A 26672-nucleotide genomic window follows, 5' to 3' on the forward strand; every position below is an offset into this window, starting at 1 on the left:
GTCAGGTCCGCGTCGAGGGCCTGACCTGGCGCCCGCTCGGGCGTCGCGAGCCGGTGGTCACCGGCCTCGACGTGCGCGTCGAGCCCGGGGAGCGGGTGATGCTCCTCGGGCCGAGCGGCGCGGGGAAGTCCACGCTGCTCCACGCGCTGGTCGGCGCCCTCGGCACCACGCTGTCGGGCGACCTTGGCGGCACGGTGCAGGTCGGTGGGGTCGTCGGCTTCGTGCCCCAGGCGCCCGGCGACGCGGTGGTGGCCGAGCGGATCGGTCGCGACGTCGCGTTCGGCCCGGAGAACCGCGCCCTGCCCCGCCCGGAGATCTGGAGCCGTGTCGACCGTGCGCTGGCCGACGTCGGGCTGACCTACGGCCGGGACCACCCGACGGCGGCGCTCTCCGGCGGTGAGCTGCAACGCCTGGCGCTCGCCGGCGCGCTGGCCGTCGCGCCCGACGTGCTGCTGCTCGACGAGCCGACGTCGATGCTCGACCCCGACCACGCCGCCTCCGTGCGCGAGGCGGTGCGCGCGACCGTCGGTGCCCGCGGCGCCACGCTGCTCGTCGTCGAGCACCGCATGGGTCCGTGGCTCGACCTCGTCGACCGGGTGCTGGTGCTCGGGCGCGACGGCACGCTGCTGGCCGACGTCGCTCCCGACGTGCTCGTGCGCGACCACGTCGAGGCCATGGGTCGGCTCGGGCTCTGGATGCCCGGCCTGCCCGCCCCCACGCCCCTGGAGGTCGACCCGCGTCTGGTGACCCCCGCGAACCCGGCGACCCCCGTCGTGGCCCAGGACCTCGTGGTCGACCTGACCAGTCGGTCGATGCGCGGCGTCACGCGGACCCGTGCGCTCGACGGCGTGCACGCCCGGCTGGACCCGGGTCGGCTCACGGCCGTCACCGGGCCGAGCGGTGCCGGCAAGTCGACGTTGCTCGCCGCCCTCGGCGGGCTCCTCGAGCCGACGTCGGGGCGGGTGTCCCCGTCGCGTCACCGGCTCCGTAGCCGCGAGCTCGCCGCGCAGGTCGGCTGGTCGTCCCAGGTCCCCGAGCACGGGTTCGTCGCCGCGACCGTGCGCGAGGAGGTCGCGCTGACCGCCGGGCGGACCGGGCGGACCGTCGACGTCGACGCCCTGCTCGACGTCGTCGGGCTGGGTGCGCTGGCCTCGACCCACCCCTTCCGGCTCTCCGGCGGCGAGCAGCGACGGGTCTCGATGCTGACGGCCGTCGCGCACCGGCCCGAGGTCGTGCTGCTCGACGAGCCGACCGTGGGCCAGGACCGCGACACCTGGGCGGCCGTGGTGGGGCTCGCGCTCGCCGCGGCGGGGGAGGGTGCCGTCGTCGCGACGGCCACCCACGACACCGACGTCGTCGACCTGGCGCCCGACCGGGTGGAGGTGGCCCGATGAGACGCACCCTGGCGCAGACGAACCCGCTGGCGCTGCTGTGGATCGGGCTGGCCGCGCTGCTCGGCTCCTTCGCCGTCCGCGACCTGCCCTCCGCCGTCGCCGCGGCCAGCGCCTGGGCGCTGGCGGGTCTGCTCGTCCTGCCGTCGTGGCGCTACCCGCTGGCCTGCCTCGCGCTGTGCGGCGTGTCGGCCGGGCTGGTGGCGTACTCCGCCTGGCGGCTCGGCAACCCCGACCACGCCCCGGTGGCGGCGCTGCGGATCCTGGTGCTCGCGTGGCCGGGGGCCGTGGTCGTCGCGTTCGTCGACCTCTCGGACCTCGGCGACGAGCTCGCGCAGCGGCTCCACCTGCCCAACCGGCCCGTGGCCGCCTTCGTCGCCTCGCTGCAGCGGGTGTCGGACTTCGGCGCGACCCTGCAGCAGGTGCTCCGCGCCCGCCGCGTGCGCGGCACGGGTCCGCACGGCCCGGCGTCGGCGGTGCGGCACGCCGGGTCGGTCACCTTCGCCATGCTGGCCGCCGCGCTGCGCGACGCCGGACGGACGTCCATCGCGATGGACGCCCGTGGCTTCGCGACCGCGACCCGGCGCACCTGGGCGCAGGGCGTGCCGTGGACCCCGCGCGACACGACGGTCGTGGTGGTCGCGTCCCTGCTGGCGCTCGTGCCCGTCGTCGCCCGCGTCCTGACGTAGGTCGCAGGGGTGCACAAAGCGGACGAGGTCGTCTAGGCTGCGAACTAAGCAAGCGCTTAGTCGTCGCCCGAGGGCGACCTGTCCCGGAGGTAGTCCCATGGCCCGCGTGTTCGACAGTCTCGACGACTTCAAGGCAGCTGCCGGGCAGGAGCTCGGCACCAGCGACTGGGTGACCGTGACCCAGGAGCAGATCAACACCTTCGCCGACGCCACCGGCGACCACCAGTGGATCCACGTCGACCCCGAGCGCGCCGCGTCGGGGCCGTTCGGCGGCACGATCGCGCACGGCTACCTGACGCTGTCGCTCCTGCCGGTCTTCTCCGAGAACATCTACGCGGTCAACGGCCTGGCGATGGGCGTGAACTACGGCGCCAACAAGGTGCGCTTCCCGAACCCGGTCCCGGTCGACTCGCGGCTGCGCGCGACGGCGACGCTCAAGGAGACCAGCGACATCCCGATCGGCACCCAGGCCGTCATCACGTTCGTCGTCGAGCGCGAGGGCGCCGAGAAGCCGGTCTGCATCGCCGAGGTCGTCTACGTGATGGCGGCGGCCTGACATGCACTTCGCCTTCGACGAGACCACCACGGAGCTGATCGCCAAGCTCGAGGCCTTCATGGACGAGGCCGTCTACCCGGCCGAGGCCGAGGCCGCCGAGCAGATCGAGGCCCTCTACGCCGAGGACCGCTGGGACCCGCCGGCCGTGCTCGACGGCCTCAAGGAGCAGGCGCGCGAGCGCGGCCTGTGGAACTTCTTCCTGGCCGGCCACCCGGAGGAGGGCGGCCTGACGAACCTGCAGTACGCGCCGCTCGCCGAGATCACCGGCCGCTCCATCCAGCTCGCGCCCGCCGCGCTCAACTGCGCCGCGCCCGACACGGGCAACATGGAGGTGCTGACCATGTTCGGCACCCCCGAGCAGAAGGAGCAGTGGCTGCGTCCGCTGCTCGACGGCCAGATCCGCTCGGCGTTCGCGATGACCGAGCCCGACGTCGCCTCCTCCGACGCGACCAACATCGGGCTCTCGATCGTCCGCGACGGCGACGAGTACGTCATCAACGGTCGCAAGTGGTGGATCACCGGCGCGATGAACCCCAACTGCCGGGTCTTCATCGTCATGGGCAAGACCGACCCGTCGGCCGAGCGGCACCGCCAGCAGTCGATGATCCTCGTGCCGCGCGACACCCCGGGCCTCGAGGTCGTGCGCGGCATGCACGTCTTCGGCTACCACGACCGCGACCACGGCGGGCACGCCGAGCTGCGCTTCACCGACGTCCGCGTGCCTGCGTCGAACCTCATCGGAGGCGAGGGCGAGGGCTTCGCGATCGCCCAGGCGCGCCTCGGACCCGGCCGCATCCACCACTGCATGCGCTCCATCGGCATCGCCGAGCGCGCGGTCGAGTACATGTGCGAGCGGGCGCTGAGCCGCACCACGTTCGGCAAGCCGATCGCCCAGCAGGGCGTCGTGCAGGACTGGATCGCCGAGTCGCGCGTGCGGCTCGAGCAGCTGCGCCTGCTGACGCTGAAGACCGCCTGGCTCATGGACACCGTCGGCAACCGTGGCGCCCACAAGGAGATCCAGGCGATCAAGATCGCCACGCCCCAGACGGTCGAGTGGATCCTCGACAAGGCCATCCAGGTGCACGGTGCCGGCGGCCTGAGCCAGGACTTCCCGCTCGCGGAGATGTTCGCCGGCATCCGCACCCTGCGCTTCGCCGACGGGCCGGACGAGGTGCACAAGGCCTCCCTCGCCCGTGCCGAGCTGAAGAAGTACGCGGCTCGCGGATGAGGGTGGTACGACGATGAAGGTGCAGGGCGCGGCTGCCGTCGTCACGGGTGCGGCCGGCGGCATCGGCCTCGCGGTGGCGCGGGCGCTGCTCGAGCGCGGTGCCGCCTCGGTCGTGCTGGCCGACCTCGACGGCGACCGGCTCTCCGACGCGGCCTCCGCGCTGGGCGAGGAGTTCGGCGAGCGGGTGCTGCACCGGGCGGCCGACGTGACGGCGGAGATCGGCGTCGACGCCGTGCTGCAGACGTCGCCGATTCCCGTCGACCTCTACGTCGCGAACGCCGGCGTGTTCCAGGGGTTCGGGCTCGACGCGTCGCCGCAGGACTGGGCGGCGTCGTGGGAGGTCAACGTGATGGCGCACGTGGCGGCGGCGCGGGCGCTCGTGCCGCAGTGGCTGGAGCGAGGCGCGACGGACGGCCCGGCGGGCTGCTTCGTGAGCGTGGCGTCGGCGGCGGGACTGCTGACCCAGCTGGGCTCGCCCACCTACTCGGTGACCAAGCACGCCGCCGTCGGGTTCGCGGAGTGGCTGGCGGCCACCTACGGCGACCGCGGCGTCCAGGTGACGACGGCCTGCCCGATGGGCGTGCGCACGGCGATGCTCGAGGAGGGCGAGACCTCGACCGACGCCGACGCGCGCCTCGGCATGCGGGCGGTCACGTCGGCGGGCGAGGCGCTCGACGCGTCCGAGGTCGCCGCCACGATCCTCGACGCGGTCGAGGCCGGCCGCTTCCAGGCCCTGCCCCACCCCGAGGTCGCCACGATGTGGGCCCAGAAGGCGTCCGACCCCGACCGCTGGGTCGCCGGCATGCAGCGCTACCGCCGCACCCTCGAGTCCTGAACCCCACCCCGCCCCCGCCCCCACCATCCCCGATCCCCGCGTTTTGCGGACTTGGTGACGGTTTGTCCGGCGGAAACCGTCACCAAGTCCGCACAACGCGGGGAGGGGCCGAGGGTGTGGGGTGGGCGGGCGGGGTCGGTAGGGTCGCGGCCATGAAGATCGGACCCGGCCTCGTGGTGCCCGCCCTCGCCGAGCTCGTCGTGCTGGCGCTCTACGTCACCGACGTGCTGGGCGACGTCCCGTGGCCCGACGGCTTCGTCCTGCCGGGGCGTGTCCTGCTCGTCGTGGCGGCCCTCGTCGTCGCCGGCATCTGCTACCAGGCGTGGGCGACGGTCACCTCCGAGCAGCGCACCCCGCTGGTGCACGCCGCGGCCGCTGCGTCGCTGGTCGGCGGGGCCGCGCTGACGTCGGCCGTCTTCTCCGCGCCCGAGGGCGCGCTGCTCGGCGCGCACGCCCTCGCGACGCTCGGCACGGCCGCGCTCGTCGCCGCCGTCGTCTGCCACCAGATGACGACCGCCCGCCGCAGCCTCGGCTGAGTCGCCGCCGCACGACGCAGACCTCGCCTCTGACGCGACGACGCCCCGCCCGTGACCCGGGCGGGGCGTCGTGCTCGGCGCCGGTGGGAGATCAGGCGCCGATGTCGCCGCCGTCCTTGCGTCGCACGAGGGCGATCGCCGGACGGGGCAGGGAGGTGCCGCCGTCGGGCCAGTGGGACGCCGGCGCGTCGGCGGTGGCGCCGTCCTTCTCGCCCGGGTGCTGGACGCAGACCAGGACGCGCTTGCGCTGCACGACGGGACCGCAGGTCTCCGCACCGAACGGCACCGTGAGGAACTGACGGGTCAGGCCGCGGTCACGACCCTCCACCGCCACGCCGAACAGGCCGTCGTTCGAGCCGAGCGCGTTGCCGTCCGTGGAGATCCACAGGTTCCCGTGCCGGTCGAACGCGACGTTGTCGGGGCAGGAGATCGGCGAGACCTGCGACGTGTCGTAGCCGCCGAAGTACGTCGACGCGTCGTTCGGGTCGCCGCACACGAGCAGCAGGTTCCACTCGAAGCGGGTCGACGCGCTGTCGTTGCGACGCTCCGTCAGCTCCAGCACGTGGCCGTTCTTGTTGGCCTTGCGCGGGTTGGCCTCGTCGGGGCCGGCCTTGCCGGACGCGCCGCGGTTGGAGTTGTTCGTGAGGGCGACGTAGACCTTGCCGCTCACGGGGCTCGGCTCGACGTCCTCCGGACGGTCCATCTTGGTGGCGCCGACCTGGTCCGCGGCCAGGCGCGTGAACAGGAGCACCTCCTCGGCGGTGAAGCCCTGCACGAACGAGCGGTCGCCGCTCACGAGCGGGATCCAGGCGCCCGAGCCGTCGAACTCGCCGTCCTTCGGCAGCGTGCCCGAGCCGTCGATCTGCGCCGACGGGGAGTCACCGGTCAGCCGGGCGACGTAGAGCGTGCCGTGGTCGAGCAGGGTGTCGTTGTGACGCTTCGCCGCACGCGAGGTGCCCTTCTTGACCTTGTCGCGCGACACGAACTTGTAGAGGTAGTCGAAGCGCTCGTCGTCGCCCATGTACACCGCGACGCGACCGTCCTTCGTGATGCGCGGCTGCGCCGCCTCGTGCTTGAAGCGGCCGAGGGCGGTGCGCTTGCGCGGCGTCGACGTCGGGTCGTAGGGGTCGATCTCGACGATCCAGCCGAAGCGGTTGACCTCGTTCGGCTCGACGGTCAGGTCGAAGCGCTCGTCGAACTTCTCCCACTGACGGGTCGTGGCGTTGCCGGACACGCCGTAGCGGGCGAGGCGCTGCGCCGTCGTCGGGTCGCTGACCTGCGCGGCGTTGGCGAAGTACTGGTTGAAGTTCTCCTCCGCCGTCAGCCAGGTGCCCCACGGGGTGGTGCCGCCGGAGCAGTTGTTCAGCGTGCCCAGCACCGTGCGGCCCTTCGGGTCGGCCTTCGTGCGCACGAGCGCGTGACCGGCGACGGGGCCGGTCAGCACGAACCGCGACTGCGTGTGGAAGCGACGGTTGAGGCGGTGCCCGACGACCGGCTTCAGCGAGCCCGAGCGGGTCTCCTGCACGGTGACGACGGTCAGGCCGTGCGCGGCCCACGACGTCTCGACCTGCTCCTTGGTCGGGTTGGCCGGGTCGTAGCCGGGGTACATCATCTCCTCGGTGGTGTACTCGTGGTTGGCCACGAGCAGCTGCGTGCCGCGCGCGAGCGGCAGCAGTGCGAGGAAGTCGTTGTTGAAGCCGAACTGACGACGCTGCGCGGCACCGCTCTGCGTGGTCGGCGACCAGCGCGGCGAGTCCTTGAACAGCGGGTCGCCCCAGCGGATCACGACGTCCTGCGTGTAGCCCTCGGGCACGGTGACGGCGTCGGCGGTGTTGGGGGCGACGGGCCGGAAGCGCAGGCCGAACGGGCCCTTCTTCACGGTCGTCGACGCGGGGCCGCCCTGGGCGGTGGGCAGGCTGACCGGGGCGGCGGCCACCGGGCCGGCGAACGCGGCGGTCGCGGCGGTCGCAGCGCCGATGACGGCACCGGCGCGCAGCACGCCGCGGCGGCTGGCGACCTGCGCCATGACGTCGGCGAAGGTCTCGTTCGACGACGTGTTGGGCGCGTCGTGCGAGCAGGCGTCGCCGCAGCGGTAGAGGCACGTCATGGCCGCGCGGCCGGACGCACAGGGGGCGGTGGGGGAGCAGCCCTCGACGTCGCCGGTGAGCGGGACGACGGGGAGCAGCGGGCGTTCGGGCGAGATCGTCACGAGAAGAGTTCCTCCAGAGCCGGGGGACATCGGGCCGTCCCCCTCGACGTGCTGACGCTAGGGAAGACGGCCCACGCCGACGTGGACCTGCGGTGAACACGAGGTGACGGCCTGCTCGGCGGGCGGGTGGGCCCGGCGGACTACCCTCGGCGACATGGCCATCGAGCTCCGCACCCCCGCCCAGGTCGACGAGATGCGTGCCGCCGGACAGTTCGTCGGCGAGGTCCTGACCGCCCTCGTCGACGCCGCCGACGTCGGGGTCGACCTGCTCGACCTCGACGCGCTCGCGCACCGCATGATCCGCGAGCGCGGTGCCGAGTCCTGCTACATCGACTACGCTCCCTCCTTCGGGCGCGGGCCGTTCGGCAAGGTGCTGTGCACGTCGGTCAACGACGCCGTCCTGCACGGTCTGCCGCACCGGTACCGGCTGAAGGACGGCGACCTCGTCAGCTTCGACTTCGCCTGCTCGGTCGACGGCTGGGTCGGTGACTCCGCCGTCAGCATCGTGGTGGGCACGCCGCGCGAGGAGGACCTCGCCCTCATCGCGGCCACCGAGGAGGCGCTCGCGGCCGGGATCGACGCGGCGCGCGCCGGCAACCGGCTCGGCGACATCAGCGCCGCGATCGGCGGCGTCGCGCGGTCGCACGGCCTGCTCGTCAACACCCAGTTCGGCGGCCACAGCGTCGGGCGCACGATGCACGGCGACCTGCACCTGCCGAACGACGGCCGGCCCGGCCGCGGCGTCCGGCTCGACCCGGGCCTCGTCGTGGCCATCGAGCCGTGGTTCCTGCAGTCGACCGACGAGATCGTCATGGATCCCGACGGCTGGACGATCCGCAGCGCCGACGGCTCGCGCGGCGCGCACAGCGAGCACACCATCGCCGTCACCGACGGCGACCCCGTGATCCTCACCGCTCGCGCCTGACCCGCGCGCGCCTCCCAGGGCGAGGCCCGGCCACCCTGACCAAAACCCCCTCGGTCCCGGGACTTTCGGCCTACGGTGGGTCCCGGGAGCGCCGACCGGTGGCGGTCGGTGAGGGAGTGGAGGTCGGCGATGCGTCGTCGTGCATCGGTGGTCGTCGGCGCGCTCGTGGGCGCGGTCCTCGTGACGGTGCCGACGTCGGCGCGGGCGGCCGAGCCGACGGTGCGCACGTCGGGGGACGACGTCACCTACACCGACCCGACGCTCGCGGGCGCCGAGACCACCCGGGTCCGCGGCGTGCTGCGCGAGGTCGTCAGCGAGCCCGCGGCTCCGGTCGCGCCCGGCGGCGACCCGCACGCCGGCCACGACCACACCGGCGGTCAGCCGCTCATCGTCCTCGCCGACGGCACGCACGTGCCGGTCGACCTCGACCTCGACGCCCCCGACGTCGTCGGGGCGACCGTGGTGGCCGAGCTCGTCGACGGACCGGTGCTCGACGCCGCCCTCGACGGCACCCCGACCGAGCCCGTGCCGGTGCGTACCGCGCAGGTGGACACCGCCGAGGCAGCGGTCGCGCTGGCACCGCACCGGGTCTACGTGGCCGTGGTCGGCAACAGCGGCGCCTCCGTCGACTCCGACGCGACCATCCAGGCCCGCGTCGACGGCGGCACGCGCTGGTGGAGCGAGGAGTCCGGCACCAGCTTCGGCACGGCCTCGACGGTCCGCTACGACAGCGCGCTCGACGCGACGCAGCGTTGCGGCTTCGCCAACCCGTGGACGCTCTGGAGCGAGGCCGGGCGCCAGTTCCCCGACGGCACGTTCGACCAGCCCGGCAACCACCTTCTGGTCGTCGTCGACGACACGTGCAACGGCGTCGGCGTCGGCACGGTGGGGCGCGGCATGGACGACGGCGGGTCGTCGACGCAGAAGGAGTCGGCGTCGATCTTCACGGCCACGTTCGCGCACGAGGTCGGGCACAACCTCGGCCTCAACCACGCGAACCTCGACAGCCAGGACGGCCAGGGCGGCGAGTACTGGGACCTCTACAGCCCGATGGGCCTCGCGATCAGCTCCAGCCAGAGCCTCGACCCACCGGCGCTCGACACCGAGTACCGCGCGCAGCTCGGCATCCTCGACACCGGCGAGGTCGAGGTCGTCGGGTCCGGGACGTCCGTCACCCGCACCCTGGCGGCGCGCGGCAGCAGCACGGGCTTGCGGGGCGTGGAGGTGCGGTCCCCTGACGGCACGAGCCACTGGGTCGAGTACCGGTCGGGGGGCGGCCGCGACGCCCGCAGCTACTACCGGCTCGAGCCGAACGCGTCCGTGAGCGGCACCCGCAAGTACCCCCGGGGCGTCACGGTGAGCACCCGCGCGACGGGCTCGACGGGCAGCACCCTGCTGCGTCCGCTCGCCGACGGCTCCGTGGCGCACGGGTCGCGGCAGGCGGGCCAGACCTACACCGCAGGCGACGTGTCGGTGCGCGTCGACTCCGTGGGCGCCGACAGCGCCACCGTCACCGTCACCAACGGCCCCGTGCTCGCCGACCTCGCGACGTCGACGCCGGTGGTCGAGGGCACCCCGCGGGTGGGCGCCACGCTCACCGCGCAGCCCGGCTCGTGGACGACGGGCACGACGTTCGCCTACCAGTGGCTGGCGGGCGGGACCGTGGTCCAGGGCGCGACCGCGTCGACGTTCGTGCCGACGAAGGACCAGCTGGGGCGGACGATCACCGTGCGCGTCACCGGCTCGCGCAGCGGCTACCGCTCGGCGACCAGGGAGTCGGCCCCCACCTCGGCGGTGGCCGCCGGCGTGCTCGACGCGTCGACGCCCACGGTGGAGGGGGCGGCCCGCGTCGGCTCCCCGCTCACGGGACGCGCAGGCTCCTGGACGGCCGGCACCACCCTCGCCTACCAGTGGTCCGCCGACGGTGTCGAGGTGCCGGGTGCCACCACGAGCACCTTCACCCCCACCGCGGCGCAGCTGGACGACGCGATCACGCTCACCGTGACCGGCACGAAGGACGGCTACGCCACGACGTCGCGCAGCTCCCAGCCGACGGAGCGGGTCGCCGCGGGTGCCACGACCGCCGGCACCCCGGCGGTCACGGGCACGCCGAGGGTCGGGGAGCCGCTGGGCGTCGACGTCGGCTCGTGGGCGTCGGGCACGACGTTCACCTACCAGTGGCTGGCGGACGGCTCACCCGTCGCGGGCGCCACGGGCGACACGTTCACGCCCGGCCCCGTGCAGCAGGGCGCGCGGGTCACGGTCACCGTCACGGGCGCGCGGCCGGGCTACGACACGTCCTCGGCGACCTCGGCCCCGACGGACCGGGTGGCCGCCGGCACCCAGGTGGCCGGGACGCCGACGGTCTCGGGCGACCCGACCGTCGGACGCTCGCTGCAGGCAGACCCGGGCACGTGGGCCTCCGGCACGATGCTCACGTACCAGTGGCTGGCCGACGGCTCGCCCGTCGCCGGTGCCACCACCGACACGTTCACGCCGGGTCCGGCGCAGCGGGGTGCGCGGGTCACGGTCACGGTCACCGGTGAGCGGAGCGGCTACGACACCGCGTCGGCGACGTCGGAGCCGACGGCTGCGGTGGCTGCGGGCGCCACCGTCGCGGGGCGCCCGAGGGTCACCGGCACCGCCAAGGTGGGGGTGGCCCTCGGTGTCGACGTCGGCTCGTGGGCGCCGGGCACGACGTTGACCTACCAGTGGTTCGCGGACGACGCCCCCGTGGCGGGTGCGACCACCAGGGCGTTCACGCCGGGCGCAGCGACGCTCGGCGACCGGATCACGGTGCGGGTCACCGGCACGCGCGACGGCTACGAGACGGCGTCGGCGACCTCCGCCCCGACCAGCGCGGTCGCGGCAGGCACGCTGACCGCGTCGACGCCCAAGGTGTCGGGCACGGCGGTCGTCGGGCGCCGTCTGTCGGTGGTGCGCGGCACGTGGACCTCGGGGACGACGTTCTCCTACCGCTGGCTCGCCAACGGCACGGCCGTGAGAGGTGCCACCGCGGCGACGTTCGTCGTGCCGCGCAGCCTGCGCGGCAAGCGGATCACGGTGCAGGTGACGGGCCGCAGGAGCGGCTACACCACCGTCACGCGCACGTCGGCGCGGACGAGCGTCGTGCGCTAGCCCCCTGGGCGGTAGGTGACGCGCGGAACCTCCGCCAGCGGTCGCTGGCGCGCGTCATCGACGGTCGATGACGCGCGAGACCTACCGCCCACCCGGGTTCCGCGGGCCACCTACCGCCGTGGGGGGAGCCGGTCGTGCCACGGGTCCGCCTGCTCGACCTGGGCGCACAGGGAGAGCAGCGGACCGTCCTCACCGGGACGCCCGGCGAGCATGACGCCGACCGGCAGCCCGTCGACCACCGACAGCGGCAGGCTGGCGGCGGGGACGCCCGCCATGTTGTAGACGGCGGTGTAGGGCGTGAAGTCGAGCTCGCGTCGGTGGTCCTCGGCGGGGTCGCCGGACTCGGTGAACCACGCCACCGGCTGCGGCGGCAGCGCGAGGGTCGGGGTGAGCCACGCGTCGAACCCGGCCATGGACGTCACGACGTCGCGGGTCGTCGCCTCGAGGAACTGGATCGCCCGCGCGAGCTCGGCTGCGCTGTAGGTGCGCCCCCGCTCCCGCCAGTAGCGGGTCGTCGGACGCAGCAGGTCGAGGGCGGCGTCGGGGATCGGGGCCGCCGCCATGCCGCTGGACCAGACGACGTTGAACTGTGGCTCCAACGCGGGTGGGAACGGGTTCTCCACGTCGACGACCTCGTGACCGAGGGAGCGCAGCACGTCGGTCGCGTGCTCCCACGCCTGCACCGACGACGCCGACGCCGTCACACCGGGCAGGTAGGGGTCGACCCAGCGCGCGATCCGCAGGCGCTCCGGTCGGCGCGCGGCCCAGGCGGCGAACGGCTCGGCGGGCTCCGGCAGCGGACGCAGGTCGCCGGGCATGGGGTGCGCCATCGCGTCGAGCAGGGCGGCCGCGTCGCGCACCGTGCGCGCGATCGGTCCGTCCCCGGACAGGCCGCTCCAGTCCGACCCCGTCGGCCCGGCGCTCACCCGCCCGCGGCTCGGCTTGAAGCCGAACACGCCGCAGCAGCTCGACGGGATGCGGATCGACCCGCCGCCGTCGCTGCCCTGCGCGAGCGGCACGAGCCCCGCGGCCACGGCGGCAGCGGCGCCACCGGACGACCCGCCCGCCGTCCGGGACGGGTCCCAGGGCGTGCGGGCCGGGCCCACGACGTCGTTGTCGGTGTACGACGACAGCCCCATCTCGGGCGTGTTGGTCTTGCCCAGGCTCACGAACCCCGCCAGCTGCACGAGCGTCACGACGTGCGCGTCGACGTCGGGCACGTGGTCGGCCATGAGCCGCGACCCCAGCGTGGTGCGCACGCCCGCGGTCGGGGTCAGGTCCTTGAACGCCGTGGGCACGCCGAGGAACGGCGGCAGGTCGCGGGCCGACGTCGAGCGTCGGCGGGCGTCGGCGGCGTGCGCGGCCTCCAGCGCGGCGTCCGCGGTGACCGTCACGAACGCGCCGAGCGTCGCGTCGTGCTGCTCGACGCGGGCGAGGTGGTGCTCGACCAGCTCGACCGAGGTGGTCTCCCCGGTCGCCATCGCCTCGGCCATCGCGTGGGCGTCGAGCTCGTGCAGCACGGTCACCGCTCCAGCGTGCCACGCTGGGCCCGTGCTGCAGTCCGTGGAGGCCCTGCTCGACCCGGTGCTCGACGCGAGCGTCCGGGAGGAGTGGGCGCGGCTCGTCGAGGCGGGGCTCCCCAGCCAGGCCCGGCACACGGGGGCCTCGAACGCCCCGCACGTCACGCTCGCCGTCGCCGAGCGGATCGGTGCCGACGCCGACGCCCGGCTCGCCGGCGCGGTGCCGGCCGACCTCCCGACCCTGCGGCTCGGCGGTGTGCTCGTCCTCCCCGGACGCCCCGGCCGGTGCGTCCTGGCCCGTTCGGTCGTGGTGTCCGCCGGGCTGCTCGACCTGCACGCGCGGGTGCTCGACGTGGTCGGCGACGAGCCCGGCGTGCTCGGGCACGTGCGCCCCGACGCCTGGACGCCGCACGTCACGCTCGCGCAGCGGCTCGACGTCGGCCTGCTGCCCGCGGCGCTGTCCGCGCTGGCCGACGTCGAGCGCGAGCGCGAGGGTCGCGTCGCCGGCGTGCGTCGCTGGGACCCCGAGGCGCAGGAGACCTGGCTGCTCTGAGCCGCGTGGCCCGTCAGGGACAATCGTCGACGTGGCCGTGCCGAAGGTGATCCTGTTCTACGTCTTCACCCCCGTGCCCGACCCCGACGCGATCCGCGTGTGGCAGCTGAGCCTCGCCGGGTCGCTGGGGCTGCGCGGTCGGGTCATCGTGTCGTCCCACGGCATCAACGCGACCCTCGGTGGCGACCTCGACGCCCTCAAGCGCTACGTCCGGGGCCTGCGCGAGTACGCGCCGTACCGCGGCGCCGACGTGAAGTGGTCGGCGGGGCGCGCGCTCGACGACGGCGTCACGACGGCGCTGTTCCCGCGACTCTCGGTCAAGGTGCGCGAGGAGGTCGTCACGTTCGGCGCCCCCGACGAGCTGGCCGTCGACCCGCACGGCGTGGTCGGCGGCGGCGAGCACCTCAGCCCCGAGGCGCTGCACGCGCTGGTCGAGGCGGAGGACGTCGTCTTCTTCGACGGTCGCAACCGCATCGAGTCCGAGGTCGGCCGCTTCGCCGGCGCGGTGCGTCCCGACGTCGAGACCACGCGCGAGTTCGTCGAGCTGCTCGACTCCGGCGCCTACGACGACCTGAAGGACCGGCCCGTGGTCACGTACTGCACGGGCGGCATCCGCTGCGAGGTGCTCACCCCGCTCATGCGCAGCCGCGGGTTCCGGCGCGTGTACCAGCTCGACGGCGGCATCCACCGCTACGGCGAGGCCTTCGGCGACACCGGGCTCTGGGAGGGGTCGATGTACGTCTTCGACGCCCGCACCACGGTCGAGTTCAGCCCCGACGCGAAGGTCGTGGGTCGCTGCGACACGTGCGGCACGCCGAGCCGCGACGTCGTCGACTGCGCCGACCCGGCGTGCGTGCGGCAGATGGTGCGCTGCCCCGCGTGCACGGCCGGGTCGGCCGTCTGCGGTCGCTGAGCGTCAGGCCCAGGACCAGCTGGCGAGGATCGACTGGTCGACCGCGTCGCGGTCGGCCTCCGACAGGTCCTTGTTGTGGGAGAACGTGATCACGTAGCCCTTGCCGTCGACGGCGAGCGTGTACTGCTCGACGCGGTACTCGTTGCCGTTGAGGTTGAACACCGCGGTGGAGTGCACGGCCTCCTGGCCGTCGATGGTGAGCGGGTCGCGCACCTCGACGTCCTGGGCGTCCGCGTTCTCCAGCACCTTGACGAGCGCGTCCTCGAGCTGCTTGCCCTTGACGTTGACGATCGTCGGGTCGGAGACGACGTTGACGTTGTCGGCGAAGCCGTCCTTGTCGGTCACGTCGATGGCGAGGCTCAGGGCGGCACCCGCCCCGCCCTTGTTCTCCTTCCAGCCCTCGGGCACGGAGTAGCTGAACCCGTCGGCCTCGATGCGCTCGCCGTCGGCCGGCTTCGCGGTGGGAGCGGGGGCGGACGACTCGCTGCCGTCGGCCGAGGAGCTGGCCGAGGAGGACGAGGAGCCCGAGGAGTCGGAGTCGGAGTCGTTGCCGCCGCAGGCGGTCAGGACGACGGTGGCGGTGGCGGCGACGAGGAGGGCGCGCACGGGGGCGCGGTCGAGGAGGCGCATGACGGCCAACCTAGTCGTCCGTCCAGGACCATGCTCGGTGAGGTGGTCAGCCGAGCTCGCCGCCGTCCCAGTCGGGGTTCGCGAGGTTGCGCTGCATCGCGATGTTGAGGTCGCTCACGACGAGTGCGACCTGGCGGGCCACGACGTCGCTCACCCGTCGCTGCAGGCTCTCGGTCGGCTCCGGGTGCACCTCGTCGACCCGCACCTCGAGCAGGTGACCGTCGGGCGCGGCGGCACCCTCGCGCACCACCAGCAGGTCGACGACGTCGGCCCCGCCGAGCGCCGGCCACACGGTGACCCGCAGCCCGAGCCGCGCCGCGCTCGACGTCCGCGACTGCACGACCACGCGCACCGACACGGCACCGGCCGCCGGTCGGCGGTACCCGGCAGGCGGGCTGAGCCGCAGGACCGGGTCGGTGTCGACGTCGATGGCGAACTCGTGCAGCAGGGGCCTGCCGATCTGTCGCTCCGCCGTGGTGACCAGGAGGTCGCGCAGCCGGCGCGCGCAGTCGTCCAGCTCGGCGTAGCCCAGCCCGGCGCGCCCGGCCAGCAACGGGTCGACGTCGTCGGGGCTCATGGCCGCAGTATGGCCACGACCCCGGCCGCGGTCTAGCGTGGGCCGCCATGAGCACACCGGCCACCGACCACCGGCACGTCGCCGCCGGGTTCACCGCCGTCGCCGACGGGGTGGCCGACTGGGACGCGCCCGCACCGGTCGAGGGCTGGACCGCGCGCGACGTCGTCGAGCACCTGGTCACCTGGCTGCCGGCGTTCCTGTCCGCCGGCGGCGTCGCGCTCGGCACGGCCGACCCGCGGCCGGCCGACCCGGCCGAGGCCTGGCGCGACCACGCCGACGCGGTGCAGGCACTCCTCGACGCCCCCGACGCCGACCGACCCTTCACACCACCCCCACGTCGGAACGCACCCGCTCGACCAGGCCGTCGCGCAGTTCTACACGGCCGACGTCTTCATGCACACGTGGGACCTCGCCCGCGCCAGCGGCCAGGACGTCGAGCTCGACCCCGACCGCTGCGCCGCGATGCTCGCCGGCATGCAGCCGATCGAGGACCTGCTGCGTGGCTCCGGCCAGTACGGCCCGGCCGTTTCCGTCCCCGACGACGCGTCCGTGCAGGACCGGTTCGTCGGTTTCATCGGACGCGACCCCGCCTGGGCCCCTCGCGCCTGAGGGTGGATTCCCGTCGGTGGGCGGGTGCACGATGAGTGCAGCGAGCCCCCGGGAGGACGCCGTGCACACCACGAACAACCACGACACCTTCACGTCGGTGGCGCCCGACTGCCCCGCGACGTCGGCGGAGGTGCCGCCCGAGCGGCCCACGCCGAGCGTCGCGCGGCTGCAGTACGACCTCCTGGCCGACGCGCCCTACCGGTACACGTCCGACGACGTCGTCTACCTCTCCCAGGGCGAGCGTCGCGGCATCGACCGCGACACCTTCTTCGCCAAGGGCCAGCCGTGCCTGCGCGCCTCGCCCCTCGTCAAGCGGTACGGCTGGGGCGTCCACCACGACGCCCAGGGCCGGGTCGCCCTCGTGCCCGTGGAGTCGGCGGAGTACGCCGCGCTGCGCGCCGACCCCGCCCTCCAGCAGCGCGAGGGCATGCGGTCGTCGCGGGCCTGACGTGCCGCCCGCCGGTCGTCCCGACGTGCAACCTTGCCGCGCAGGAGTTGACTGGTACCCATGACCACGACGCACACCACGCTCGGCACCACCGCGCCGCTCGACGTCTCGCCGCTGGGGCTCGGCTGCATGGGCATGAGCGAGTTCTACGGCACCCGCGACGAGTCCGAGGCCACGCGCACCATCCACCGCGCGCTCGACCTCGGCGTCACCTTCCTCGACACGGCCGACATGTACGGCCCCTTCACCAACGAGCAGCTCGTCGGCTCGGCGATCGCCTCCAGCAGCCAGGGTCGCGACGCCGTGCAGCTGGCCACCAAGTTCGGCAACGAGCGGCTGCCCGACGGCACCCGCCTCGGCGTCAACGGCAAGCCCGAGTACGTGCGCTCCGCGTGCGACGCGTCGCTGCAGCGTCTCGGTGTCGACCACATCGACCTCTACTACCAGCACCGCGTCGACAAGACCGTCCCCATCGAGGAGACCGTCGGCGCGATGGCCGAGCTCGTGCAGGCTGGCAAGGTGCGTCACCTCGGCCTCTCGGAGGCCTCGGCCGAGACCATCCGGCGCGCGCACGCGGTCCACCCGATCACCGCGCTGCAGACCGAGTACTCCCTCTTCACGCGTCACCTCGAGGACGAGATCTGGGGCGTCCTCAGCGAGCTCGGCATCGGTCTCGTGCCCTACTCGCCGCTCGGTCGAGGTCTGCTGACCGGCGCCATCACCGCCGAGACCGACCTCGAGGAGTCCGACTCCCGGACCACCGCCTACTTCCCGCGCTTCCAGGGCGAGGCGCTGCAGTCGAACCTGCAGCTCGTCGCCAAGGTGCGCGAGATCGCGGAACGGCTCGGCTGCACGCCCGGCCAGCTCGCGCTCGCCTGGGTGCTCAGCCGCTCCGGCCGCGACGGCGTCGGCGTCGCGCCCATCCCCGGCACCAAGCGGGTGGCCTACCTCGAGGAGAACCACGGCGCCCTGGAGGTCGAGCTGACGTCCGACGTCGTCGAGGACCTCGAGACGGCCGTGCCCCGCGACGCCGTCCGCGGCGACCGCTACGGCGACCTGTCGAGCATCGATGCCTGAGGACACCATGTCTGGACCGACGCCACGCCCGACCATCGACACCGTCGGCGCCCTGCGCGCCAGCGGCCACGTGCACAAACCGTTGCGCACCGAGATCCGCGACAACCTGCTCGCCGCGCTCGCGGAAGGCCGCGACCCGTGGCCCGGGCTGCACGGCTTCGAGGACACCGTGGTCCCGCAGCTCGAGCGCGCGCTCATCGCCGGCCACGACGTCGTGCTCCTCGGCGAGCGCGGCCAGGGCAAGACCCGCCTGCTGCGCACCATGGTGGGACTGCTCGACGAGTGGACCCCGGTCATCGACGGCTCCGAGCTCGGCGAGCACCCGTACGCTCCGATCACCGTGGCCAGCATCCGGCGCGCCGAGGAGCTCGGCGACGACCTGCCGGTCCGGTGGCGCCACCGCGACGAGCGCTACGCCGAGAAGCTGGCCACGCCCGACACGAGCGTCGCCGACCTCATCGGCGACGTCGACCCGATGAAGGTGGCCGAGGGACGCAGCCTCGGCGACCCCGAGACGATCCACTTCGGGCTCATCCCGCGCAGCCACGGCGGCATCGTCGCCATCAACGAGCTGCCCGACCTCGCCGAGCGCATCCAGGTCGCGATGCTCAACGTGATGGAGGAGCGCGACATCCAGATCCGCGGGTACGTGCTGCGGCTCCCGCTCGACGTGCTCGTCGTCGCCAGCGCCAACCCCGAGGACTACACCAACCGCGGACGCATCATCACGCCGCTGAAGGACCGGTTCGGCGCCGAGATCCGCACCCACTACCCGACGCAGCTCGTCGACGAGATCGCCGTCATCCGCCAGGAGGCCGACCTCGTCGCGACGGTGCCCGACCAGCTGATCGAGGTCCTCGCCCGCTTCACCCGTGCGCTGCGCGAGTCGTCGGCGGTCGACCAGCGGTCGGGCGTCAGCGCGCGCTTCGCGATCGCCGGTGCCGAGACCATCGCCGCCGCCGCGCTGCACCGGGCCACCCGCCAGGGCGAGCCCCACGCCGTCGCGCGGCCGGTCGACCTCGAGACCGCCGTCGACGTGCTGGGCGGCAAGATCGAGTTCGAGTCCGGCGAGGAGGGCCGCGAGGACCTCGTCCTCGACCACCTGCTGCGCACCGCCACCGCCGAGACGGTGCGCGGGCTGTTCACGGGCATCGACTTCGGGGTGCTGGTGGAGGCGCTCGAGGGCGGGTCCCTCGTGGCCACCGGCGAGCAGGTCAGCGCGCGCGACTTCCTCGCTGGGCTCCCCCAGCTCGGCGAGTCCGACGTCTACGACCAGGTGTGCGAGCGGGTCGGCGCGGGCATCGAGGGCGGGGTCGACGACGGCGAGCGGGCCAGTGCCATCGAGCTGGCCCTCGAGGGCCTGTTCCTGGCCCGGCGGATCAGCAAGGACTCCGCCGGCGGCGAGACGGTCTACGGGTGAGCTCGTGAGTCGTCAGAACCGTCGCCTGAGCCGTGCCTCCCGGTACGGCGCGTACGTCGACGGGCCGGACCCGCTGGCCCCGCCCGTCGACGTGCGGGAGGCGCTCGACGCCATCGGCGAGGACGTCATGGCCGGCTACTCGCCCGACCACGCGCTGCAGGAGTTCCTGCGGCGTGGCGGTGCCGACCAGCGCGGTCTCGACGACCTCGCCCGACGGGTGGCCGAGAGGCGTCGCGAGCTGGTCGGTCAGCACGCCCTCGACGGCACGCTGCGCGAGGTGCGCGAGCTGCTCGACCGCGCGCTCCTCGAGGAGCGCAAGCAGCTCGCCCGCGACGTCGAGCTCGACGACGGCGACCGCGCGCTCGCCGAGCTGACCCTCGACAACGTGTCCCCGTCGCCCGCCGCCGCCGTGCGCGACCTGAACGGCTACGACTGGCAGTCCTCGCAGGCACGCGAGGACTTCGAGCGCATCAAGGACCTGCTCGGTCGCGAGATGCTCGACCAACGCTTCGCGGGCATGAAGGACGCGCTCGAGAACGCCACCGACGCCGACCGCGCGGCCGTCAACGAGATGCTCGACGACCTCAACGGGCTGCTCGAGAAGCGGCAGCAGGGCGTCGACACGCAGACCGACTTCGACGACTTCATGGCCAAGCACGGCCAGCACTTCCCCGAGCGTCCGGAGAACCTCGACGAGCTGCTCGACGCCCTGGCGCAGCGGTCGGCCGCAGCGCAGCGGATGATGAACTCGATGACGCCCGAGCAGCGTCGCGAGCTGATGCAGCTGTCGAACCAGGCGTTCGGCTCGCCGCAGCTCACCGAGGCGCTCGACCGGCTCGACGGCCACCTGCAGGCGCTGCGGCCCGGCGAGGACTGGGGCGGCTCGACGCCCATGGACGGCGACCAGGGCCTCGGGCTCGGCGACGGCACGGGCGTGTTCCAGGACCTCGCCGACCTCGACGCGCTCGCCGAGCAGCTCGCCCAGTCGCACCGGGGTTCCACGCTCGACGACGTCGACCTCGAGGCGTTGTCGCGCCAGCTCGGCGACGAGGCCGGCGTCGACCTGCGCACCCTGAAGGAGCTCGAGAAGGCCCTGCGCGACTCCGGCGTCATGGAGCGCGGTACCGACGGTCGGCTGCGCCTGACGCCCAAGGCGATGCGACAGCTCGGCAAGGCGCTGCTGCGCGACGTGGCCAGCGCCATCTCCGGCCGTCGCGGCCAGCGCGAGACGCGCGCGTCGGGCGCCGCGGGGGAGCGGTCCGGCGGCACCCGCGCCTGGGAGTTCGGCGACACGGAGCCGTGGGACGTCACCCGCACGGTCACCAACGCCGTCGTCCGCACGGTCGGCGAGGGCGGGTCGCCCGCGTCGATGGCCCGCGACGGCCTGCGGCTGCAGATCGGCGACGTCGAGGTGCAGGAGACGGAGGAGCGCACCCAGGCGTGCGTGGCGCTGCTCGTCGACACGTCGTTCTCCATGGCGATGGACGGCCGGTGGGTGCCGATGAAGCGCACCGCCCTCGCGCTGCACACGCTCGTCAGCACCCGCTTCCGCGGCGACGCGCTCGAGCTGATCGCCTTCGGCCGGCACGCCGAGACGATGGAGATCGAACAGCTCACCGCGCTCGACGCCCAGTACGCCAAGGGCACCAACCTGCACCATGCGCTGCTGCTCGCCAACCGGCACTTCCGCAAGCACCCCAACGCCCAGCCGGTGCTGCTCATCGTCACCGACGGCGAGCCGACGTCGCACCTGGAGTCCTCGGGCGAGGTGTACTTCAGCTACCCGCCCCACCCCGTGACCATCGCGCTGTCGGTGCGCGAGCTGGAGGCGTCGATGCGCCTCGGCGCCCGCACCACGTTCTTCCGCCTGGGCGACGACCCGGGGCTCGCCCGCTTCATCGACCAGATGGCACGCCAGGTCGACGGCTCGGTGGTCGCGCCGGAGCTCGACGACCTCGGCGTCGCCGTCGTCGAGTCGTACCTGGGCACCCGCCGCGGTGGCGGCAGCGGCCTCGGAGACGACGGCGGCTGGTCCTCCCGCGGCTGGTGGGCCGGCTGACCGGCCCCTGACCGCCCCCTCCCCGCTGAGTGTGACGTTTGCGGCCCGAAAACCCCGGGACAGGGCCCGAAACGTCACGCTCAGCGGGTCGGGGGGCTCACTCAGTCGAGGACGAGACCCTCCGCAGGAGCGATCTTCGCGGCGCGGTGGGCCGGCACGACGCAGGCCAGCAGCCCGGCCAGGGCGGCGATGCCGACCACGGCGGCCAGCTCGCCCCCACGGCGTCACGAGCGGGACGTCCTGCACCGCGGCCGTCACGACCGAGACGGTGCCGACCCACCCGAACGCGACGCCCACCACGGTGCCGAGCACGGCAGCCACCAGCGCGAGCAGCAGTCCCTCGGCCGCGAGCATGCGACGCAGCTCCCCGCGGGTGAGGCCGAGCGCCCGCAGCAGCGCGTGCTCCCGACCGCGCTCGAGCACGGAGAGCCCCACCGTGTTCGCGATGCCGACGAGCGCGATCGCCACCGAGATCCCCAGCAGACCGAGCACCGCCCAGGTGAGCACGTCGAGCTGCTTCTCGATCGACGCGCGGCTGTCCAGCGTGCTCGAGACGCCCAGGTCGAGCTCCCGCGCCACCGCACCGACCTCGCCCGCGAGGCGCACCCTGTCGGCGTCGTCGTCGGCGCGGACCCACACGGCCTGCGGCGTCGCGCCACCCCCGAGGGCCTCGACGACCCCCGGTCCGGCCACCACGGCCGAGCCCCACTCGCTCCCGACGACCCGCGTGGCCACCTCGACGCTGCGTCCGTCGCGGGTGAGCCGCAGCCGCTCGGGGACCCCGTCGGCCATCGTCGTCGCGACGGCGCCAGGGATGAACAGCGTGCGGCGTGGCGCCTCGACGGTGGACGGGTCGCGGGTCAGCTCCCGCGCTGCGCCGCCCGGGACCAGCACCGGCACGACGCCCGCGCCCGGCAGCTCGGCCCGCACCCCAGGCACGAGGCTCGCCTGGTCGACGCCGTCGAGCCGGTCGACCCGGTCGAGCGCGTCGTCGGGCAGGGCCGAGGAGCCGGTGAGCGCGACGTCGACGGGGTACTGCACCTTCAGCTCGTCGTCGAGGGCGCCGCGAGCGCTCGCCATGCCGGTCAGCACGGCCGTCGCGAGCGTGACGCCGACGAGCAGCGACGCCGTGGTCGCGGCACTGCGACGCGGGTTGCGGACGGCGTTCGCGGCCGCCAGCCGGGTGGCCAGGCCGGTCCCGCCGAGCAGGCGTCCGGCCAGCCGCAGGAGCGCCGGGACCAGGACCGGTCCCAGCAGCAGCACCCCCGTGAAGGTCACCATGCCGCCGACCAGCAGCGGCGGCAGCGTCGACGTCCTCACCGCGACGGCCAGGGCCGCGGCCCCGGCGGCGACCACGGCGACGCCGACACCGACGCGGGCGGCGCCGGCGCGGCTGAGCACGTCCGCGTCGTGCGGACGGAGTGCCGCGAGCGGGCTCACGCGGACCACCCGCCGGGTGGGCAGCCAGGCCGCGGCCACGGTCACGACGACCCCTCCGACGAACGCACCCCCGACCCACAGGGGCGACAGTGCGACCGCACCCAGCGTGCTGGCGTCACTGAGGGCACGCACCGCGGCGACGATGCCATAGCCCGCCCCGACTCCCGCGACGACGCCCAGCGCCGACGCGAGCAGGGCCACGGCGACGGACTCGACCCGGACCGAGCGCAGCACCTGCTGGCGGGTCGCGCCCACGCAGCGCAGCAGCGCGAGGTCGCGCGTGCGCTGGGCGAACAGGATGGTGAACGTGTTGGCGATGACGAGCACGGCCACGAAGCCGGCCACCGTCGCGAACAGCAGGAGCAGGATGCCGATGGCGTCGAACCCCTGGTTCAGGGTCACCACGCGCGCGTCGACGTACTCGCCCTGCGTGCGCACCGGCTCCTCGGTGACCTTGCTGAGCGCCGCGCCCACGGCCGTCGGGTCGCCGGAGGTGCCCACGACCACGGCGTCGGGCAGCGCGTCGGGCAGGGCCGACAGCGTCGACCACGGCACGTACACGTCGGCCGACAGGTAGGTCGTCGCCTTCGCGACGCCCACGACGGTCACGGTGCGCCGATCGCCGTCCGTGCCGATGACGAGCCGGTCGCCGACGCGGATGCGGTCCGCCTGCGCGGTCCGCTGGTCGACGAGCGCCTGACCGTCGGCCGCCGGGGCCTGCCCCGACACGACGGTCTGCCGGCGCAGCGCGGGGTCGAGGCTGACGGTCGACACCGACGTGTCCGAGCCGAGTGACGTCCCGTCGCGGGTGACGGTGGTGAACGCGGTGCCGATGACGTCCGCGACAGCCCCCTGGCCCGCCGCGGCGCGCTCCACCGGTGCCACCTGGCTGCGGTCGAGTCCGTAGTCCGCCCCGACGACGAGGTCGGCACCGCGGTACGCGTGCTCCACCTCGGCCGACAGGCCCGACCTCGCGGCCGAGCCGACGGCGTTCGTGGCGATGACGAAGCCGACGGCGACCATGACGGCCACGAACGCGGCGACGTATCGACGGGTGTGGGTGCGCAGCGACGCGCGCAGGACCGTCCTCACGACGCGTCCCGGTGGCTGCTGCCGGCGAGCACGGAGACCAGCTCGGCACGCGACGGGCTCACGAGGTGCGAGCGGATCCGGCCGTCGGCGAGCACGACGACGTCGTCGGCGTAGGCGGCGGCGTCGATCTCGTGCGTGACCATCACGACGGTGCGGCCGAGCTCGCGCACGGAGCGCCGCAGGTAGGCCAGCACCTCCGCCGACGCGGCGCTGTCGAGGTTGCCGGTCGGCTCGTCGGCGAAGACGATCGACGCCTGGCTCACGAGCGCGCGGGCGATGGCCACCCGCTGCTGCTGCCCGCCCGACAGCTCGCTGGGGCGGTGCCCGAGCCGGTCGCCGAGCCCGAGGACGGACACGACGGTGTCGAGGTCGTCGCGCACGTTCGCGTCGACGCGGCGGCCCGCGAGCTCGAGCGGCAGCAGGATGTTCTGGCGGGCGGTGAGCATCGGCAGCAGGTTGAACGCCTGGAACACGAAGCCGAGGTGGTCGCGGCGGAAGCGCGTGAGCCGGTCGTCGTCGAGCCGCGTGAGGTCGACGCCGTCGACCGTGACCGTGCCGCGGGTGGGGCGGTCGAGCCCCGCCAGGCAGTGCATGAGCGTCGACTTGCCGGAGCCCGACGGTCCCATGACGGCCGTGAACCGTCCGGGCGCGAGGTCGACGTCGACGCCGTCGAGGGCGTGCACGGCGGCGGCGCCCGTGCCGTAGGTCTTGGTGAGGTCGCGGGCCGAGGCGGCCGTCGCGATCGGTGCGTGGGTGGTGGTCGTCATGGCGACGACGCTATGGATCCCGACCCCCTCCGGTCGTCGGAGCGCGGGATGGTCCTGACGTCATCCCTGGGTCTGACGCGCGGCCAGCGGGAGGGGCTGTGCGCTAGCCCAGTCCCGCCTCGAGGGCGAGCAGTACGAGCTGGACGCGGTCGCGGGAGTCGGTCTTGGCGAGCAGGCGTCCGACGTGGGTCTTGACCGTCGCCTCCGAGAGGAACAGCGTCGCGGCGATCTCGGGGTTGGTGAGGCCGCGGGCGATGAGCGAGAGCACCTCGCGCTCGCGGTCGGTGACGTCGGCGAGGCGGCGGGCGGTCGCTCCGCTGACCACGGCGCGCGACCCGGACGGCTGCACGAAGTGGTCCAGCAGGCGGCGGGTGGTCGAGGGAGCGACGACGGCGTCGCCGGCCTGCACGGCGCGGATCGCGGCCAGCAGGTCGGGCGGTGCGGCGTCCTTCAGCAGGAACGCCGACGCACCGGCCTGCAGCGCCGCGAACGCGTACTCGTCGAGGTCGAAGGTCGTGAGCACGATGACCCGGGGCGGCGCGTCCCCGTGCAGGATGCGGCGGGTGGCCTCGACGCCGTCGAGCACCGGCATGCGCACGTCCATCAGCACGACGTCGGCCGTCACCTCGGTCAGCAGGTCGAGTGCGGCCTGCCCGTCGCCCGCCTCGCCGACCACCTCGAGGTCCGGCTGGCTGTCGACGAGCATCCGGAAGCCGGCACGCACCATCTGCTGGTCGTCGACGAGCAGCACGCGGATCGGGGTGCTCACCGGGGGATCCTCGCACGCACCTGCCAGCCCCCGCCGGGCGCCGGGCCGACGTCGAGGGTGCCTCCGTGCACGGCCACCCGCTCGCGCATGCCCACCAGGCCGAGACCGCCCGACCCCGCCGGGTGGGCGGCGCCGTGGCCGTCGTCGACCACGTCGACGAGCACGTCGGGACCGTCGAGCCTGACGTCGACGGTCGCGGTGGCGTCGGCCCCGGCGTGCTTGCGCACGTTGGTGAGCGACTCCTGCACGACCCGGAAGACGGTGAGCGCCACGCCGTCCGGCACGGCCGGTGCCGGGTCCGGAAGGGTGGAGCGCACCCGGCCCGCCGCGACGTCGGCGGCCAGGAGGCGGGGCAGGTCGTCGAGCCCCGGCTGGGGGACCAGCTCGGGGTCCGAGGTGCCACGCAGGAGCCCGAGCAGGCGTCGCATCTCCGTGAGCGCCTCCCGTCCGGTCGACGCGACGGTCTCGAGGGTGCGGACGGCGACCTCGGGGTCGTGCTGCGCGGCGTAGCGGGCGCCGTCGGCCTGGACGATCATGCCGGTGATGCCGTGCGCGACGACGTCGTGCATCTCGCGAGCCACCCGGGTGCGCTCCTCGGCTGCCGCCGCTCGGGTCCGCTGCTCGGCCTCCTCGGCCATCCGCTCGCCGCGTTCCATGAGGGCCTGCTCGTAGGCGCGGCGGATCCGGGCCTGTGTGCCCAGGGCCCACGAGGCGATGACGATCGCGCCGATGGTGAGCGTGTAGGGCAGGAAGGTCATGAGGGTCAGGTCGGGCTGGACGACGCCGGGGGGTGGGTCGTCGTAGCGACCGGCCATCACCCACACCCACGCGGCGACACCGGTGGCGACCAGGCTGAGGGCGAGTCCGGCGCGGGCGTCGCGTGGGCGGCCGAAGCGCGCCAGGGAGTACAGCGCGACGGGGTAGGCGAGCTGCCCGATGGCGGGGTAGTCGTAGACGAGCGCCTGCACGCCGCTGAACAGCCAGACGAGGGCGAAGGTCGTGGCAGGTCGGCTGCGTCGCCACGCGAGGGGCGCCACCTGCAGGGCGCTGAGCGCGGTGACGTGGAGCGGCTGCCCGACGAGGAACGTCACGGCCGTGAGGCCGAGCAGCCCGACGACGAGCGCGGCGTCGAACCACTGCACCGCCTGTGGTCCAAGCCGCCAGGGGCGTCGTTCCTGCTCCGTCCTCACCCTTGCGACCCTAGGCGCTGGCGACGTTCCCAGCGTCAGTCCCAGGTCTGATCCTCGGCCGAGACGGGTGGGAAACGTCGGCGCGCGGGCGTAGCGTCCGA

The 26672-nt window shown here is 74.0% G+C and carries 23 protein-coding genes and 1 pseudogene; 16 read left to right on the plus strand and 8 right to left on the minus strand.

Annotation, left to right across the window (positions count from 1 at the left end; translation table 11 throughout):
* Window positions 1–71: 71 nt before the first annotated feature.
* From QE370_RS06175 to QE370_RS06200, 6 genes are all read left to right on the plus strand, one after another.
* The gene (locus QE370_RS06175; RefSeq protein WP_253025615.1) at window positions 72–1394 is read left to right on the plus strand and encodes an ATP-binding cassette domain-containing protein; all 1323 of its coding nucleotides are present in this window, start codon (window positions 72–74) and stop codon (window positions 1392–1394) included.
* On the plus strand, window positions 1391–2080 hold the full coding sequence (locus QE370_RS06180; RefSeq protein WP_309633809.1) for an energy-coupling factor transporter transmembrane component T: 690 nt from the start codon (window positions 1391–1393) through the stop codon (window positions 2078–2080). The genes QE370_RS06175 and QE370_RS06180 overlap by 4 nt, the downstream gene beginning before the upstream one ends.
* Before the next feature lie 97 nt (window positions 2081–2177).
* Entirely contained in the window at window positions 2178–2636 is a 459-nt protein-coding gene (locus QE370_RS06185) for a MaoC family dehydratase (RefSeq protein ID WP_067853399.1), read from the plus strand.
* Window position 2637: 1 nt separating this feature from the next.
* A complete protein-coding gene (locus QE370_RS06190) occupies window positions 2638–3864 on the plus strand; it encodes an acyl-CoA dehydrogenase family protein (protein WP_286690601.1) in 1227 nt (408 codons plus the stop codon).
* A gap of 13 nt (window positions 3865–3877) precedes the next feature.
* Window positions 3878–4699, plus strand: coding sequence for an SDR family oxidoreductase (locus QE370_RS06195; protein ID WP_309633810.1), 822 nt, complete (start codon window positions 3878–3880; stop codon window positions 4697–4699).
* A gap of 152 nt (window positions 4700–4851) precedes the next feature.
* Window positions 4852–5235, plus strand: coding sequence for a hypothetical protein (locus QE370_RS06200; protein WP_253027212.1), 384 nt, complete (start codon window positions 4852–4854; stop codon window positions 5233–5235).
* Window positions 5236–5326: 91 nt separating this feature from the next.
* Here the strand turns inward: QE370_RS06200 and QE370_RS06205 are convergent, their stop codons facing one another.
* Window positions 5327–7444: a PhoX family phosphatase gene (locus QE370_RS06205; protein WP_309633811.1), complete on the minus strand. Its 2118-nt coding sequence runs from the start codon at window positions 7442–7444 to the stop codon at window positions 5327–5329.
* 154 nt (window positions 7445–7598) lie between these two features.
* On the opposite strand from QE370_RS06205, the gene map reads away from it, so the two are divergent.
* A complete protein-coding gene (gene map, locus QE370_RS06210) occupies window positions 7599–8369 on the plus strand; it encodes a type I methionyl aminopeptidase (RefSeq protein ID WP_067853414.1) in 771 nt (256 codons plus the stop codon).
* 129 nt (window positions 8370–8498) lie between these two features.
* On the plus strand, window positions 8499–11507 hold the full coding sequence (locus QE370_RS06215) for a zinc-dependent metalloprotease family protein (RefSeq protein WP_309633812.1): 3009 nt from the start codon (window positions 8499–8501) through the stop codon (window positions 11505–11507).
* Between the two features lie 110 nt (window positions 11508–11617).
* Here the strand turns inward: QE370_RS06215 and QE370_RS06220 are convergent, their stop codons facing one another.
* Window positions 11618–13033, minus strand: coding sequence for an amidase (locus QE370_RS06220; protein ID WP_309633813.1), 1416 nt, complete (start codon window positions 13031–13033; stop codon window positions 11618–11620).
* A gap of 25 nt (window positions 13034–13058) precedes the next feature.
* Here QE370_RS06220 and QE370_RS06225 point away from each other — a divergent pair, with 25 nt between their 5' ends.
* Window positions 13059–13580 (plus strand): 2'-5' RNA ligase family protein, encoded by a 522-nt coding sequence (locus tag QE370_RS06225; RefSeq protein WP_309633814.1) that lies wholly within the window; start codon window positions 13059–13061, stop codon window positions 13578–13580.
* Between the two features lie 31 nt (window positions 13581–13611).
* Complete coding sequence (locus QE370_RS06230) at window positions 13612–14493, plus strand: rhodanese-related sulfurtransferase (RefSeq protein ID WP_309633815.1); 882 nt, start codon at window positions 13612–13614, stop codon at window positions 14491–14493.
* 3 nt (window positions 14494–14496) lie between these two features.
* On the opposite strand, the gene QE370_RS06235 is transcribed toward QE370_RS06230, so the two are convergent.
* Both QE370_RS06235 and QE370_RS06240 read right to left on the minus strand, forming a co-directional pair.
* Window positions 14497–15123: a hypothetical protein gene (locus QE370_RS06235; protein ID WP_253026912.1), complete on the minus strand. Its 627-nt coding sequence runs from the start codon at window positions 15121–15123 to the stop codon at window positions 14497–14499.
* Between the two features lie 46 nt (window positions 15124–15169).
* Window positions 15170–15700, minus strand: a complete 531-nt coding sequence (locus tag QE370_RS06240) for a hypothetical protein (protein WP_253026910.1) — start codon at window positions 15698–15700, stop codon at window positions 15170–15172.
* Window positions 15701–16093: 393 nt separating this feature from the next.
* Here QE370_RS06240 and QE370_RS06245 point away from each other — a divergent pair, with 393 nt between their 5' ends.
* From QE370_RS06245 to QE370_RS06265, 5 genes are read left to right on the plus strand one after another with little or no spacing between them, the layout of a single operon-like run.
* Window positions 16094–16309 carry a hypothetical protein gene (locus QE370_RS06245; protein WP_309633816.1) on the plus strand — a complete coding sequence of 72 codons (216 nt, stop codon included), beginning with the start codon at window positions 16094–16096 and terminating at the stop codon, window positions 16307–16309.
* Between the two features lie 31 nt (window positions 16310–16340).
* Window positions 16341–16757 (plus strand): DUF6157 family protein, encoded by a 417-nt coding sequence (locus QE370_RS06250; protein ID WP_309633817.1) that lies wholly within the window; start codon window positions 16341–16343, stop codon window positions 16755–16757.
* Between the two features lie 60 nt (window positions 16758–16817).
* Window positions 16818–17834, plus strand: a complete 1017-nt coding sequence (locus QE370_RS06255; RefSeq protein WP_067853436.1) for an aldo/keto reductase — start codon at window positions 16818–16820, stop codon at window positions 17832–17834.
* On the plus strand, window positions 17827–19254 hold the full coding sequence (locus QE370_RS06260) for a sigma 54-interacting transcriptional regulator (RefSeq protein WP_309633818.1): 1428 nt from the start codon (window positions 17827–17829) through the stop codon (window positions 19252–19254). Before QE370_RS06255 ends, QE370_RS06260 begins: the two co-directional genes overlap by 8 nt.
* A 4-nt stretch (window positions 19255–19258) precedes the next feature.
* On the plus strand, window positions 19259–21313 hold the full coding sequence (locus tag QE370_RS06265; RefSeq protein WP_309633819.1) for a VWA domain-containing protein: 2055 nt from the start codon (window positions 19259–19261) through the stop codon (window positions 21311–21313).
* Window positions 21314–21613: 300 nt separating this feature from the next.
* On the opposite strand, the pseudogene QE370_RS18170 reads toward QE370_RS06265, so the two are convergent.
* A pseudogene (locus QE370_RS18170) lies at window positions 21614–23158 on the minus strand (FtsX-like permease family protein); the annotation flags it as partial.
* Here QE370_RS18170 and QE370_RS06275 point away from each other — a divergent pair.
* A complete protein-coding gene (locus tag QE370_RS06275) occupies window positions 23070–23330 on the plus strand; it encodes a hypothetical protein (protein ID WP_309633821.1) in 261 nt (86 codons plus the stop codon). The pseudogene QE370_RS18170 and the gene QE370_RS06275 sit on opposite strands and share 89 nt — an antisense overlap.
* Before the next feature lie 511 nt (window positions 23331–23841).
* Here the strand turns inward: QE370_RS06275 and QE370_RS06280 are convergent.
* From QE370_RS06280 to QE370_RS06290, 3 genes are all read right to left on the minus strand, one after another.
* Window positions 23842–24612 (minus strand): ABC transporter ATP-binding protein, encoded by a 771-nt coding sequence (locus tag QE370_RS06280; RefSeq protein WP_253026465.1) that lies wholly within the window; start codon window positions 24610–24612, stop codon window positions 23842–23844.
* 103 nt (window positions 24613–24715) lie between these two features.
* Window positions 24716–25381, minus strand: a complete 666-nt coding sequence (locus tag QE370_RS06285) for a response regulator transcription factor (RefSeq protein WP_309633822.1) — start codon at window positions 25379–25381, stop codon at window positions 24716–24718.
* A complete protein-coding gene (locus QE370_RS06290; protein WP_309633823.1) occupies window positions 25378–26571 on the minus strand; it encodes a sensor histidine kinase in 1194 nt (397 codons plus the stop codon). Before QE370_RS06290 ends, QE370_RS06285 begins: the two co-directional genes overlap by 4 nt.
* Window positions 26572–26672: the final 101 nt, after the last annotated feature.

Origin of the sequence: Aeromicrobium sp. SORGH_AS_0981 (assembly GCF_031453195.1) — a bacterium.
Classification (GTDB): domain Bacteria; phylum Actinomycetota; class Actinomycetes; order Propionibacteriales; family Nocardioidaceae; genus Aeromicrobium.

Coding starts and splice junctions, on each gene's coding strand:
- QE370_RS06180 (WP_309633809.1), top strand. CDS start 1,391: ATGAGACGCACCCTGGCGCAGACGAACCCGCTGGCGCTGCTGTGGATC.
- QE370_RS06185 (WP_067853399.1), top strand. CDS start 2,178: ATGGCCCGCGTGTTCGACAGTCTCGACGACTTCAAGGCAGCTGCCGGG.
- QE370_RS06190 (WP_286690601.1), top strand. CDS start 2,638: ATGCACTTCGCCTTCGACGAGACCACCACGGAGCTGATCGCCAAGCTC.
- QE370_RS06195 (WP_309633810.1), top strand. CDS start 3,878: ATGAAGGTGCAGGGCGCGGCTGCCGTCGTCACGGGTGCGGCCGGCGGC.
- QE370_RS06200 (WP_253027212.1), top strand. CDS start 4,852: ATGAAGATCGGACCCGGCCTCGTGGTGCCCGCCCTCGCCGAGCTCGTC.
- map (WP_067853414.1), top strand. CDS start 7,599: ATGGCCATCGAGCTCCGCACCCCCGCCCAGGTCGACGAGATGCGTGCC.
- QE370_RS06215 (WP_309633812.1), top strand. CDS start 8,499: ATGCGTCGTCGTGCATCGGTGGTCGTCGGCGCGCTCGTGGGCGCGGTC.
- QE370_RS06235 (WP_253026912.1), bottom strand. CDS start 15,123: ATGCGCCTCCTCGACCGCGCCCCCGTGCGCGCCCTCCTCGTCGCCGCC.
- QE370_RS06240 (WP_253026910.1), bottom strand. CDS start 15,700: ATGAGCCCCGACGACGTCGACCCGTTGCTGGCCGGGCGCGCCGGGCTG.
- QE370_RS06245 (WP_309633816.1), top strand. CDS start 16,094: ATGCACACGTGGGACCTCGCCCGCGCCAGCGGCCAGGACGTCGAGCTC.
- QE370_RS06250 (WP_309633817.1), top strand. CDS start 16,341: ATGAGTGCAGCGAGCCCCCGGGAGGACGCCGTGCACACCACGAACAAC.
- QE370_RS06255 (WP_067853436.1), top strand. CDS start 16,818: ATGACCACGACGCACACCACGCTCGGCACCACCGCGCCGCTCGACGTC.
- QE370_RS06260 (WP_309633818.1), top strand. CDS start 17,827: ATGCCTGAGGACACCATGTCTGGACCGACGCCACGCCCGACCATCGAC.
- QE370_RS06275 (WP_309633821.1), top strand. CDS start 23,070: ATGACGAGCACGGCCACGAAGCCGGCCACCGTCGCGAACAGCAGGAGC.
- QE370_RS06280 (WP_253026465.1), bottom strand. CDS start 24,612: ATGACGACCACCACCCACGCACCGATCGCGACGGCCGCCTCGGCCCGC.